Origin of the sequence: Pseudoalteromonas luteoviolacea (assembly GCF_021654285.1) — a bacterium.
GTDB classification, from domain to species: domain Bacteria; phylum Pseudomonadota; class Gammaproteobacteria; order Enterobacterales; family Alteromonadaceae; genus Pseudoalteromonas; species Pseudoalteromonas luteoviolacea_J.
This window is the reverse complement of the sequence record NZ_JAKFZS010000048.1, coordinates 13,482-27,599: the sequence shown is the minus strand read 5'-3', so window position 1 is coordinate 27,599 and position 14,118 is coordinate 13,482. Positions and strand designations below refer to the sequence as shown.

The window sequence follows — 14,118 nt, the reverse complement described above, 5'->3', positions numbered from 1 at the left end:
TGTATCTAATTATTTTCTCCTTCGACAGGCGAAAATGCAGATTGTGTTGGTTGTTTATCTCAATAGAGAAGACTTGGAGTATGATAAGTTTAAGTAAAAAATTTTGGGGCGAAGCGCAACCTCATTTTATCTTAGAATTAAAGAATAGGTTAATTGACTTAGGCTTTGAAAATGATATTAGTACGTGTTCAGAAAAAAGCACTGTGGACTTTGTCCTTGTCAAAGGTGAATTGAGATTTATATTGTCTGTCGGTGCAAACCCTAAAAAAAACGGAAAGGTTAACTTTTGCCCTCAGTTTGGAATTGAAAGTGATAAAGTGAGTGAGATAAAGCGAGGCCTACAGCTTTGGGAATGTGACCCTTATTTCCGTGATTTTCCAGAACAAGTAAGAGAAACGAAAGCACGATTGTGCAATATAAACTTTATTACATACTTAAAGAGTATAAACTTTTCGGGAACAGTCCATACGTTTACTCTTGAAAATGATAATACTGAAGAAGTAAGTTCAATTATTGTGAATGGAGTTGATTTTTTTATTCAGTCAGAGTGGCAGAGTATGAGTATAAGCAATATGGCTGATAGGTTGGCTGGCTTATGCAGAAGTGAGCAAAGAATGGATGAAATTGGTCTTAGCTCCGCTGCTTCTGCACAATATGCTAGCTTATTATATACACTAGAAAAGGACTATAAACGCGCACTAGAAATTTTGGATTTTGGCTTAGAGAAAGAATTAATATCTGTCAGTTCAAATTGGCTAGATTCTGAAGAGCGTAAAGAAGAGCTTAGAGCAATAGTTAAGTGTCAATATGATAAGTATACTCAATATGTTCATCTACAAATGCAAAGTTAAATAGTGATTTAAGAATAATATTAAATACACCTAACCTAAGGCCCCAGTACTTGCTGGGGCTTTTTTGTTTCTGGTCGCGTCTATCGATTTTCTGGTCCAAATAGAGTTATCGGTAGATAAATGCATTTCATCAGTTCAAATTAATCATCTGTATTTAAGACATTTTTTAACCCTCAAAAATTTATTTTTAAAAATTACAGCCTTGTAAGTTTCGAGAAAGTTTCCTGGATTATTGTTTGCCATGTAGAAACAAATACACCCAATTTTAAAGCTTAAATACTCTATTAAGGAAAACACATGAAACTAACAAAATACCTTTGCGCTTTGACACTTGCTTGCAGCACAGCTTCTTTTGCAAAAGAACAAGAGCTGAAACTGGGTATTGGTGGCGCAATTATCATTCAGGACGAAGGTTACAAAGGCGTTGGCAGTGAGACAGAATTTGTACCGGCTATTGCAGTTGAATATGGAGACTTCAGATTATTAGGGCCATACGCATCTTACACATTTTATAGAAGCGAAAACTTTGAAATAGCTGCAACCGGTATGCTTAGACTTGACGGATATGAGCAAGCTGATGATGAATTGTTTGCAGGCATGGAAGACAGAGATATGAGTTTCGATTTCGGCTTTGAAGCAGAAATTGACACTGACTTTGGTGAATTTGGCGTCAAATTTACTCATGATGTGTCGAGCACTCACGAGGGATACGAGGCAAGCCTTTCCTACGGTATTCCAATGCGAGTGAAGCAAGGTCGCATTATGCCTTACGTTTCAGCTAATTTCACAAGTGAGGATCTGGCAAACTACTACTATGGTGTAAAACGCTCAGAAGCAACTACATCAAGATCTTTTTATGAAGTAGACAGCGCAACCAACATGGAAATCGGCATTAGCAGTGATTGGTTTTTTGGTGAAAATCATATGATAAAAGCTGATGCGAGTTACACCGCTTTTGACAGCACAGTTAAAGACTCACCGCTGGTAGACAAGTCTGGTACCTTCCAATTTTTACTGGGGTACGTTTATGTCTTTTAAACACAAGGCGCTATCAAGCGTAGCCACTATTTTTGTGCTGATATTTACATCAGCTTGTAGTGAGACGAATGCCAAGCAAGTTGCACAGATAATAGTGCAGCCAACGACACAAGCTGAGCGCGTATCTGCGCCTACTAAAATATTATACGGAAAAGTTCAAAGTGAACGTGGTTATGATATGGCGCTTTTTAATAGCGGGCGAATAGAACAGCTCGTTGTTAGAGAAGGACAATATGTCCGCAAAGGTACACTAATCGCCAGATTATACTCACCCAATTTAACAACCCAAGTCATAGAAAAAGAAGCTGTTCTCAGCGCTGCAATTGCAGCGGCTGAGGAAGCTCAAAGTGAGTTTGAGCGGATTAAGAATCTACGCGATAAAGCATTGACTTCAGTTTCCCAATTAGAGCAGGCAGAAAAATCAGCTAGGATAGCAAAAGACACAGTAACGCAAATGGAAGCACAGTTAAAACAAGCGAACAATGCATTAGATGAATTCTCTATTTATGCACCGCAGGATGGCGTGGTTGCGTCACTCTACGCCAGAGAAGGGCAGTTTGTGTCTTCATCAAGTCCAATCATTCGATTCGAGGAGTCTGGCAAATTTAAAGTTGAATATTGGGTACCTGAACGAGATGCTTTGACTCTAAATATGGGTCAATCTGTCTCCATTTTTATTCCAACCCTAAACCGAAAGATAAACGGAAAAATCAACGAAAAAGCGATCCCGTCGATAAATGGCCCATCGTTATTTAAAGTCTCAGTGTTAATTGAAGGTAAGAGTGAAAGCTTGCTAGGTCTGACAGCTCAAATACGGATCGCATCTACAAATAAGCCAGTTTATCAGGTTGATACTAATGCTGTTAGATTTATGCCAAACGGCGAAGTCTATATGCTAGATAAAGAACACAACAAATATAATGTTCAGCTTGTGAGCACTCGCGGGAGTGACTTATTGATCACAGCAGAAGAAAATTTAGATTCGATTCAATTTGACACATCACCTGAGCCAACACTAAGCAAAAACCTAATGGCTGTATTGGAGGAAAATAATGACTGATAAAGCCTCTCTCAAATGGTATCAAAGCCCAAGGCTTATCCTTGGGGTGATTGCAATTTTAGTCACTGTAGGGATCGCTGGCTGGTTCAGTGCCAATGAACAAGAGGATCCTCAGTTTCCATATCGCAATGGTTTTATAACTTTAAATGCCAGCAACATGACCATATCTCAGCTCAAAGATACGGCGGTGATCCCACTAGAGCGAGCGATAAGCGAGATAGATGAGGTAAGTAACTACCAGTCTAGAATCAAAAATGGCAGCGCCACCATTGATATTGAACTTCACGAACATATTTATGAAACAGACACGGTGTGGGAGCGAATAAAAGATACTGTAAACAACCAAAAACAAACTATCCCTAATGTTGCTATCCAACTAGTAGACAGGGCACAGGACACGCAAGGAATTGTGATTGCAATTACTAATCCAAATGACTTATTGCGTCAACGTGCAATTGCGCTCGATTTGAGAACAGAACTTGAACAGCTCTCAGCAATTAGAAGTGTCACACTGGTGGGTGATCCGCAAGAACAAATCGTCATCGACTATTCGCAGCAAGCAATGACAGAGTTTGGCATTTCCCCAATGCAGATTGCACAAAGGTTCAATAATACTGCTGGAACGGGTATTAGCTTTGAAAACCAAGGTTTAGCAACCAACTCTAATGCTGTTGGCAGAGTACAATCTTTAGAGGATATAGCTAACAGCCAAATAACACTTGATGATGCAAGCCCTATCAAGATGTCAACCATGGCTGATATCTACTACCGAACGAATCCAATTGCACCTGAGCGCTTTATGGTAAATGGTAAAACTGCGGTTGGATTAGCCGTGACTTTACCCGCAAATACTGTGCGTGTAACCGCAGTCGGGGAGCAAATAAAGCAAGTTGTAGAGCGCTTTAACAACCAATTCACAGCGCCACCAGCTGAGATAGTACTATTTCAACCTAAGTGGACACAAAAACGAAAAACAGATCTACTCTCATCACTGGCAACAGGATGTCTGGCGGTTGCAGTAGTACTGGTTTTACTCATGTCAGTGAGAACAGCTGTTATCGTAGTCATATCAATACCGACTATTACGCTTATCGCAGTGGGTTTGTTTACTGCCGCACAAGGCGTTATTCATCAAATGACCATCGCAGGTTTGGTCATCTCCCTTGGACTAATGGTTGATAACAGTATTGTAATGGCAGAAAAGATTGTACAGCTAATTGACCAAGGGCTAAACCGATTAGAAGCAAGTAAGCAAGCCGTAAAGGCCCTTTACAAACCACTCGCTACTGCAACAGTTACCACAATTGCCGCATTTTTACCTATGTTATTAGCAAAGGGCAGCGTCGCGGATTTTATCGCAACCATACCTGTACTAGTGATCCTTTGCATTAGTATTAGCTATATTATTGCGCTAGCGTTTATACCTATTTTGGCAAACTTTACCCTTAAAAATAATACAAAAAACACCTTTAAAAATGACCAGCTGCAATCGATGGGGAGCAAGATAGCAAAGTTCTCATTAAACAAGAAAAAAACAACATTAGCGGGAGTCACCTTTGTTTTATCTCTGATATTCTTGCTACCAGCAGTTAATGGCGAGTTTTTCCCAAAAACCAATAGGAATCAAGCTTATGTGGATATCCAATTACCCTATGGCTCTAGCATTACGAAAACCACACAAGTAGCGAACGAAGTCAGTGACAGCATTCAAACGCTTGGGTTTGTCACGCAAACACTGACTTTTAGTGGCTCATCTGGCCCAAGGTTTTATTACAACTTAGTGCAACAGCCTGGAGAAAGTCACATCGCCCGTGTTGTTTTCGAAGTTGAAGAAAATATCAACCTTAAAGAAATAGTTGAACGACTTAACACTTTTTTACCGCAGAACTTTCCTGAAGCACTCATCATTGCGAGAGAACTTGGACAAGGTCCGCCGATTGAAAGCCCGATAGAAATAAGACTGATAAGCAACAATACAACTGCAAATTTACGCGCGGCAGAAGACATTTTCATGCTTGTAAATAAAGATAAAGCCACACAGCATGTCAGAAGAGCTTATAGCTATGGCGTAGCGAATGTAAATCTTAAAATTGATCAGCAGTCCCTTAGTTTATCTAGCTTGACAGAGGCTGAACTTGCAAGCTATTTCGCATGGCAGGGGACCGGGTTACAGTTGGCTGACCTAAGATATAAGACGGAACCGGTTAGTCTGATATTACAAGACACCAGTTCGTCACAAAGTGCAGAACGTTTAATGTCACTACAAGTGATAAATAATGATCAGTTTTTACCAATTTCAACATTCGTTTCTACGCAAATTACAGGGGCTGCTGCCGTGGAAACACGTCGAAACGGCAGAACAGAATTGCGAGTACTTGCAGATGTTAAAGCTGGATTTGATGAAGAGTCTGTACTTGAACAATTACAACCAGAACTCAAAACAATAGCGAATAAATATAGCGTTAAAATGGAATTTGGTGGTGAGTTAGAAGAGTCAGAAGAGGCAAATTCTGCGCTACTCATGGCATTACCGGCAGGCTTAATCCTGTTATTCGTTGCACTCATGATACAGTTTAATTCTTACAAGCTCACCGCACTGGTAATGATAAGTATCCCAATGGGCGCTATTGGCGCACCGATTATGCTTTCACTTGTAAATATACCTTTTGGATTCATGTCTTTGCTCGGGATACTCGCATTAATGGGGATTGTCGTTAACACAGCCATTTTGCTCATTGATTCAACAATCGAAGAAATGAAAAAGGGAAAAAGTAAGATTGAAGCCATTGAGCTTGCTATATCAAGTAGGCTAAGGGCCATTATTTTAACCACAATCACCACAATTATCGGGATGTTACCCCTCACATTTGGTCAAAGCCCATTGTGGCCACCACTTGCTTGGGCTGTGATTGGCGGGTTAATAAGCTCTACGCTGATAATGTTGTTCGTTATGCCAATTTGTATGCACTGGTTAATTGATCCAAAAAGGCATTTAAAACGAATTAATATACAACAATAAAAAAGGACAATTTAAATCTATGCGCATTTTAATCACAGAAGATAATCAACAACTTGCAGAGTTTATTCAACAAGCAATATTACAAGATGGCCATGCGGCAGATATCGCAAACAGTGCAGGTGAGATGAATAGTCTGATTGACAACTGGCAGTATGATGCGCTGGTTCTTGATCTTGGGCTACCAGACACAGATGGTATTGACGTGATAAGACAGCTTAGGGGCGCCGATAATCCAATTCCCATTCTTATTTTAACTGCCCGAGGAGGCGTCGAAGACAGAATTAAAGGGCTGGATTTAGGAGCAGACGATTATCTCAATAAGCCCTTTGCAATTGATGAATTAAAAGCCAGACTACGTGCCATCTTAAGAAGGCCAGTAGAGTATTCAGGTAACCTATTAACCAGAGGCAATGTGTCTTTAGATAGTAAGGCAAGGCGCGTTATGGTCGACGATAAAAATATCAATATGGGTAAAACTGAAGTCGCAATTTTAGAATATATGATAAGGCACGCTAGTTTAACCGTCAGCAAAGATGCAATTTATGACGCAATATACGCACTAGGCTTTGAAGTCACAGACAATGCCATTCAAGTGGCTATGCACCGCATTAGAAAAAAACTTGAACAAGCAGGGTCAAGTACAGACATAAAAACAATCCGAGGAATAGGATATATTTTGTCATGAACCAGTCAGGCATTACCAAAAAGGACTCACTAGCACGCAAACTCTTTATACTATTTAGTGTGATGGGCGGTGCCGTATTTGCGCTCATCGGCGCAATTTTATTTTTGTTTTCAATTAACTTTGCCAACATTGCGGTAGAAAAAAGTATGCATGGCATGGCAGAAGATATTCCCGAAAGCTTATATTTTGATGAGCAGGGCACGTTAATATATTCATCCACAAACATGGCAAAAAAATGGGGCTATGACGCACTGTTTAACAACCTTGCATTTAAGGTTATCGACCGTGCAACGAATAGTGTGATCCTGACTTCTAACGAGCACTTGGAAACATCTGCTGCCCTACTGGCTCTTCCGTTAGATTTACCTGAAGGTTACTCATTTTTAAATGGTATTGACAGATACAGATTTTCGGTGACTTTACAGGGAAAAGACTTATATGTCGACTTAGCGAGAGACGACCTAATTGGCGAACTTGCCAATGAAGCTGTATTGCCTATGCTAGGCCAAGTGCTCACACTGACAATGATTGCCGCTTTTTTAATATTTATATGTGTTGGCTATGTCTCTATTAAGGCGGTCGTCAAGCCCGTTAACAATGTGGCTGAACAATTAGATGGCATAGAGCCCTCTCAACTTGATAGACGACTTGATAAAAAAGGTGTCCCAAGCGAAATGCTACCGCTTGTGAATGCACTTAACGACACCATGGAGCGCGTCGAAAAAGGCTTCAAGGAGCAAAAACGATTTGTGGCAAACGCAGCACATGAATTAAAGACTCCGCTTGCTGTACTTCGCACACGCCTAGAATTAGCAAATGTACCAGAAAAAATTGGCTGTGAGCTAATGGGTGATATTTCATATATGACGCGTGTCGTTGAACAGCTACTAGATTTATCACGAGCACAAAATCAAAATAGCTATTTGCATAAACCAGTGAATATATCTGATGTCGCAAAAGATGTTTGTATGTTGCTGGGCCCATTAACACTCACATATAAAAAAGAATTGGCGCTCGAAGAAGTTGATAAAAATGCGACTGTCATTGGCGACCAAGCAGCCCTAATCATTATGCTCAAAAATCTGTTAGAAAATGCGCTTAAGCATGCAGACGAAGGCGCAAATATTATTGTTGAAGTTGCGCATGACAGGATTTCTGTGAAAGATTCAGGACCTGGCATAAAAGAAGAAGACAGAGTTAAGCTGTTTGAACGTTTTTGGAGAAAGGAGCAATCAACTTTAACTGGCAGTGGTTTAGGCTTAGCCATCGTACACGAAGTAACGCTCGCGCATAACGCAAAAATTGACGTTGAATGTAACAATGAACTAGGCGGAGCTACCTTCCATGTATATTTTTATGATAGGGTGGAAAATATACATGTTTCATAGCATTTAAAGGAGTTTAGCTATGCAAATTAGAGCGTTAGAAAATGAGGATCTGCATAGTATTTCAAAGCTTGTATCGGAAGTATCTAATATGGATATACTGCCGCATTTTTGCAGGCAAGGCCAAGATGAATTCATAAGCCGTGTCATACCAGACCTTGAGGCAACCATGAATCCAGCCCTGTTTAAAAGCATAGTAGCAACAGATCTAGGTCAAATCATTGGATTTGGAGCTATCCGAGAACAAAATTACATTACCCACGTTTTTGTATCGAAATACGCTCAGGGCAAAGGAGTAGGGAAAGCTCTAGTAAATAAGCTAGTCAGTTTTGCTGATGGCAAGCAAGTGTCTCTTAGAGCATCCATTAATGCCCGTAGCTTTTATGAGGGGCTTGGATTTAGCGCAACTGAGCCGGAAGGGCGATTTAATGGGATCCGCTTTATCCCAATGTCTTTAACACTGGATAAAGTTAGGTAAAACATGAATATAAAATTTATTTCGTATTTTTAATTTGCAACGCAATTTGCGTTTTTCGTTTGTCTAAAACAGCTATACCTAATACAAATCAAACACTTAAAAATGGCCTACTTTTTGATGTAGTTAACCATCAAAATCAAATGAGTAGGCCAGTGAATGAAACATATTGGAATTTATACAACATCGAGGAAAATCGACGAAGTTGCTATGATGCTCAGTGAGGCAAATGCACTTGCAGATATCGGTCATAAAGTCACCATCATCACCCGAGTCAAATATAAAAATATCAGAAACTTACACAAATCAGTTTCAGTAGCGTATCTGGGTTCTCCAAGCCTCATCGAGTCTAGTGGGCTATGCTCTACGATTGGATACTTACGGAGGTGTTACGCTATTTGGAAGCAATTCAAAGGGCAAAACTTCTTCGACTTATTAGGTGAAGGTACAAAGCTTACAAAGCTGCTGAAGAAAAAAGAGATTGACCATTTACATTGCAGCTTCAACCAAAGTGACTACTATATCAGCCTTGCCAGTACAAAGTGCGTCGATATTTCACTATCAAGCTTTTGGGATGTCAAAAACGAAAACAGAATAGGTAAAAAGCAATTTAAGCTATTTGAACAGTGTGACCTGCCACTCATGGAGCTTGAATGCCAGAGGCCACCTGAGCATGTGCAACCTTTGGTGTTAAATAGAGGGCTAGATATTACTAAATATAAACCTTACGAAAGAAATAAACCCAGTTTACAACTTATATTCATCGGCAATATTGTTAAAGAGTCAGGACTTAACGTCATTTTAAACGCTTTGGCAAGTCTGCCTGCTCGCGTTGAGGTGAATCTCGATATTATCGGAGATGGGCCAATTAAAAAAGCGCTAGTCAATGAGTTAATTAGAAAGCGCCTAAACAGGCGCGTGCACTTTTTGGGTGCGAAACCACGCTCTTGGATATTGAAAAACCTGCCAAAGTACAGTGCCATCGTTGCACCTTATTGCTCAGATAACAGCATAGCGCAAGTGAACAACATCACATATATTAAAGAGGCGATGGCCTGCGGACTACCAGTATTAACGTCAAATATCGCGGCATGTAAAGAAATTACAAGCTCAAATACGGGAATGAAATGCCCGCCAAATAGCATAGATGCTATGTCAAATATGTTGACTGCATTCATGCAACTAAGCGCTTATCACCAACATTTACTCGGTAAAAACGCGAGAAAATATGCAGAGGACAATTTTAACGTTAAGCACCAAACAAGAGCATTATCAAGGTGGATACAAGCTTTGTAGCCATAAACCGCCATATTCACAGATTTTATTCTATACCTATATCTCAAGGTGCCGGAATTTAGGCGGCACCTTCTTGGTTAATTATCCATGACAAGGAGTAATGGAATGTCTGATTCGATATATAGAGCATTACAAGGGTTAAGCCGCAGAGAGACCATCCTATGCAAGCAAGGAAGTCGATTACCTAAACACCTAGAGTTTAAACTGTATGCCTTTTATTTGACTCTGATCTTAATAGCCATTGTTGTTGCGTTTGTATGGCAATTAACTCGATTAGAAACATTCAAAGTAACCTCTTTGATCTTTTTACTTTCTGGCTACTTTGGGATAATTGCTCATCCAGCCTTGTTGTTTATCGTGAGAAGCAAAGAGATAAGTTTACAGTTCAAGAACCCTTTCAACTTGGTGTATGCCAACGCTCAGGAAACTGAAAAGATAGACAAAAAATATATAGATTTTTTATCGAAAAAAAGCCCCGAAAAGCTAGAAATAGTTTTATTAGAAGTCAAAGCACAAAAACATATCTTTGAGCAAAAGACAGCCTTGCTTGTTGGCTCAATCGAACGCATTGGCTTTGCCCCGGGTATATTGGCTCTACTTATATCGCTCGATAAACTCAGCGAAATAGAACTTGATTGGGTGCTATCAATTGCTTATATCATTCCAATTATCTATTTTTTTGGTGCCTTTAGTCGTCTGCTTGCCTCTAAAGTGTCACGCCATATATCCATACTTGAATTGGCAATTGCAAATCAAAAACCACATGACTGACTTCAATTTTAAAATCAGATGCACAACAAAATAGTGTTTTGTCATGACTTATTTCATTGCCATCATTTTAAAACACGTTAAACTCTAGATGTTAACAGTGACATATCATAAATTAGTCAAGGACTTAGAATTAGTGACTGATGTGAAGCGTATTTCATATTGTTTAGTGGTTGGGCTCATTATCTTAAGCCCTAGTACACTTGCGCAATATACCTTTGCCTTAATTGGTAAAACCAAAAATGACAGTTTTTATCAGCAAGCTTTTGCTGGCTGTAAAGATTTTACGCGTATTCAAAGAGACCTAACATGTGTTTATGACGGCGCTGATGACTACCAAGATGTGCGCACTCAGGTGCTTATTGCCAAAGAGTATATAGATAAAGGTGTAGATGGTCTTTTGATATCAACGACAGACTCTAAACATCTCGTATCCGGCGCATTAAAGTATGCAAAGAAAAAAGGCATACCGGTCATCACTTTTGACTCTGATCTACTAAAAAAAGAACGCGATTATCGTTTAGCGTATGTTGGCACCAACAACTTTGATTTTGGCGTTGCGCTGGGTGAGGCCGCCAAACAATACAAAAAACAAACACCACAGCCAATCTGTATTCAATCAGGGCATTACACAACACCTAACTTAAACAAGAGGATAGAAGGAGTAAGGTTTGCATTGTCAGGAAATGCAAAGAAAAAGCTCGACGGTACATCTGGTTGGATAGAGTACGATAGATGTCCGCTGTATACACTCGGTAAACGGGATGAAGCACTTAATCAACTCCTTACTATTTTGAATTATGACAATCCGCCGATATTTATTGCTGTCGCAGGATTTGCTCAATTCAATGCGAATTACATAGCGGCGTTAACCCCCTATAAAAAACGATTATCAAAACAAGAAGTCACGATTATTTCGGCTGATACAGAAAATACTCAACTAAGAGTACTTGGGTTTGGATTATCCACTATCAATGTAGGTCAGAAACCTTACCAAATGGGCCACAAAAGCACTAAACTCCTTTACGATTATGTAAAATTTAAGACGAAACCAAAACTAGAAGCCTATTACCTTGATTTTCATTATTGTAATCAAGGTAATGCAACCACATGCACCAGTAACAGATAAAGCATTAGCCCTAATATCTAACCGGGGTTACTTGCAATCTTGCTTTAGTCATAGCCTCCAAAGACACTGCAGTTGGTACCTCACATAACGCATTCAACATACCTAAAGTTTTATTGTGTGCTGCATCATCGGGGCTGATCGACATACTTTCCTGATAATGATATTGCAATATTTCAGAAAACTGGTTCGAGATTGTCACATCGAAAAACTGATATCCAATCTGACATTTCATCCAATGTAAATACTCTGCTGACGTACAGCTATTAACCAGTGTGCTGGTGGAATTTGGCATATCGATAAATAAACGACTGGCTGTAGTTTGCAAAATAGCTCTTCTGATATCTTGTATTAGTAACAAAGGCATTAAGTCTGTGATTGGATTACAAGGACCGAAGATAATTAAGTCCGCATCTTCTATCACCGCGACAGCATCAAGGGATGTATTTACATCTTTTGAGAGAAACACTTCTTTTGGCAGGGCTGTGAGGTCGTTAATATTTTTTGCACCAATAACCGTTTCTCCGCCATACGTAATTGCAATCAAATCGGTTGCAAAGTCCGACATAGGTAGCACGCTGTTTGACGTATTTAAGGACTGATTAAAAACAGTCATCGCTTCTGTGGGTGTATGACACATTAACGCCAATAATTCCAAGTTGGCTACATGCCCATGAGTTGCCATTTCCTGCTCTTTGCACGAGTTCAAAGCAAGACTCATACTTTGTAAAATCTCCAATTGGGAATATGAGAGTAACGCGCATTTATTATCAATATCAAAACTTGGCTCAGCAGTTGCGCATATTGCACTGAGCCTTTGACACATAGGTTTAAGTGACTTCATTAAATCAAGCATTTCTTGCCCTGCACCTACAAACACTACATTCATATTATTAGTCCTCGCCCTTAAATTTGCTAAGACTTTTTGCAGTTTATAGGCCAATAAGTAACCAATTGATTTTTAGAGGCATAGTGGAAGTGTAGATAGAAAAATTTGCATTTTAAAAATGCAAATCGAAAAAGTTTACTTAATGAAAAAGGGTGTGATAAATCAAAAAAGAAAGGGGCAAATGCCCCAATCTAATTTTATAAAACCATTGCCGCTATCCAACCGAAGATCAAAAGCGGAATATTGAAGTGGATAAAGGTCGGAACAACAGAGTCCCAAATGTGATCATGTTGACCATCTGTATTTAAACCCGAAGTGGGGCCTAATGTAGAATCTGACGCGGGAGAACCTGCATCTCCCAAAGCACCTGCAGTGCCGACTAAAGCTACTGTGGCCATAGCTGAGAAACCAACTTCTAAAGAGAGGGGGACAAACAAAGTTGCTATGATTGGAACCGTCGAGAACGAACTACCAATACCCATAGTGATCAGTAAGCCAACAAGTAAAATCACCGCAGCAGCAATTGGCTTGCTGTCACCAATTAAATTGGCACAAGTTTGCACCAAGGATGCAACATCACCTGTCTCTTTCATCACAGATGCAAAGCCTTGGGCCGAGATCATAATAAAGCCAATCATCGCCATCATTGCAACGCCTTTGGTGAAGATATCAGAGTTTTGCTCCCACTTAATTAAGCCAAACAGGGCAAACATCATTACACCAACTAGACCACCTAAGATCATAGAACCACTGACATTTTGCGCCAGCAGCGAACAAATAACTGCGATACCACCAGCAATAAGCACCTTGCGCTGATCTTCTACAACCAAATCATTTTTATCAGATGCCATTTCATTTGACTGATACTCTCTTGGCTTACGATAGGTAATAAACACAGCGATCAACAACCCAATCAACATGCCAATTGCAGGGATTATCATTGCATATGGCACGGATGTATTGATTATTTCGAGCCCATTGTCAGTTAAGTTTTTATGCAAGATTGAATACAAGTAAATACCACCAAAGCCATAAGGTAACACCATATAAGAGGTTGCAAGACCAAATGTCAAAACACATGCAATAGCACGTCTATCCATTTTAAGTTTATTGAAAATCACGATCAGAGGTGGGATTAAGATAGGAATAAATGCAATATGTACGGGTACAAGGTTTTGTGATGCAATCGCGCATCCCATAATAACCACAAGGATCAACATGCTCAGATAAGAGGCTGAGTCTTTGTTTTTGCTATTTACTAAGCTCAGTAACTTGTTAGCCAAAATCAAGGTTAAACCAGATTTGGAGATAGCTACAGCAAATGCGCCTAACATTGCATAACTTAGCGCAATTTCGGCACCACCAGACAAGCCATCATTAAACGCATTGAGTGTATTTTCTAACCCTAAACCAGCAGTTAAACCTGCAACCAAGGCGCTGATTGTCATTGCTACTATTACGTTCACACGCAATAGTGAGAGGCCAAGCATCAAAATGACCCCAATAAGTACTGCATTCATATTATT

General features: G+C 39.7%; 12 protein-coding genes. 10 read left to right on the top strand and 2 right to left on the bottom strand.

From position 1 onward, the window contains the following. The first annotated feature begins 80 nt into the window (after window positions 1–80). The 10 genes from L1077_RS25775 to L1077_RS25730 all read left to right on the top strand — a co-directional run bounded on the left by L1077_RS25775 (window position 81) and on the right by L1077_RS25730 (window position 11,706). Entirely contained in the window at window positions 81–851 is a 771-nt protein-coding gene (locus L1077_RS25775; protein ID WP_237139639.1) for a hypothetical protein, read from the top strand. Between the two features lie 297 nt (window positions 852–1,148). Further along, window positions 1,149–1,889, top strand: coding sequence for a MipA/OmpV family protein (locus L1077_RS25770; RefSeq protein ID WP_237139638.1), 741 nt, complete (start codon window positions 1,149–1,151; stop codon window positions 1,887–1,889). Next, a complete protein-coding gene (locus tag L1077_RS25765) occupies window positions 1,879–2,949 on the top strand; it encodes an efflux RND transporter periplasmic adaptor subunit (protein ID WP_237139637.1) in 1,071 nt (356 codons plus the stop codon). Before L1077_RS25770 ends, L1077_RS25765 begins: the two co-directional genes overlap by 11 nt. After that, on the top strand, window positions 2,942–5,968 hold the full coding sequence (locus L1077_RS25760; RefSeq protein WP_237139636.1) for an efflux RND transporter permease subunit: 3,027 nt from the start codon (window positions 2,942–2,944) through the stop codon (window positions 5,966–5,968). The genes L1077_RS25765 and L1077_RS25760 overlap by 8 nt, the downstream gene beginning before the upstream one ends. A 19-nt stretch (window positions 5,969–5,987) precedes the next feature. Beyond that, window positions 5,988–6,653: a response regulator gene (locus L1077_RS25755; RefSeq protein ID WP_063361712.1), complete on the top strand. Its 666-nt coding sequence runs from the start codon at window positions 5,988–5,990 to the stop codon at window positions 6,651–6,653. Further along, complete coding sequence (locus tag L1077_RS25750) at window positions 6,650–8,041, top strand: sensor histidine kinase (RefSeq protein WP_237139635.1); 1,392 nt, start codon at window positions 6,650–6,652, stop codon at window positions 8,039–8,041. The genes L1077_RS25755 and L1077_RS25750 overlap by 4 nt, the downstream gene beginning before the upstream one ends. Window positions 8,042–8,060: 19 nt before the next feature. Further along, a complete protein-coding gene (locus tag L1077_RS25745) occupies window positions 8,061–8,516 on the top strand; it encodes a GNAT family N-acetyltransferase (protein ID WP_237139634.1) in 456 nt (151 codons plus the stop codon). A 156-nt stretch (window positions 8,517–8,672) separates the two neighbouring features. Continuing rightward, window positions 8,673–9,809: a glycosyltransferase family 4 protein gene (locus L1077_RS25740; RefSeq protein WP_237139633.1), complete on the top strand. Its 1,137-nt coding sequence runs from the start codon at window positions 8,673–8,675 to the stop codon at window positions 9,807–9,809. Window positions 9,810–9,914: 105 nt separating this feature from the next. Beyond that, window positions 9,915–10,580: a hypothetical protein gene (locus L1077_RS25735; RefSeq protein WP_237139632.1), complete on the top strand. Its 666-nt coding sequence runs from the start codon at window positions 9,915–9,917 to the stop codon at window positions 10,578–10,580. A 97-nt stretch (window positions 10,581–10,677) separates the two neighbouring features. Further along, complete coding sequence (locus L1077_RS25730; protein WP_237139631.1) at window positions 10,678–11,706, top strand: substrate-binding domain-containing protein; 1,029 nt, start codon at window positions 10,678–10,680, stop codon at window positions 11,704–11,706. Between the two features lie 10 nt (window positions 11,707–11,716). Here the strand turns inward: L1077_RS25730 and L1077_RS25725 are convergent, their stop codons facing one another. Both L1077_RS25725 and L1077_RS25720 read right to left on the bottom strand, forming a co-directional pair. Then, entirely contained in the window at window positions 11,717–12,592 is an 876-nt protein-coding gene (locus L1077_RS25725) for a 2-phospho-L-lactate transferase CofD family protein (protein ID WP_237139630.1), read from the bottom strand. 197 nt (window positions 12,593–12,789) lie between these two features. Then, window positions 12,790–14,112 (bottom strand): Na+/H+ antiporter family protein, encoded by a 1,323-nt coding sequence (locus L1077_RS25720; RefSeq protein WP_237139629.1) that lies wholly within the window; start codon window positions 14,110–14,112, stop codon window positions 12,790–12,792. Between the last annotated feature and the right edge of the window lie 6 nt (window positions 14,113–14,118).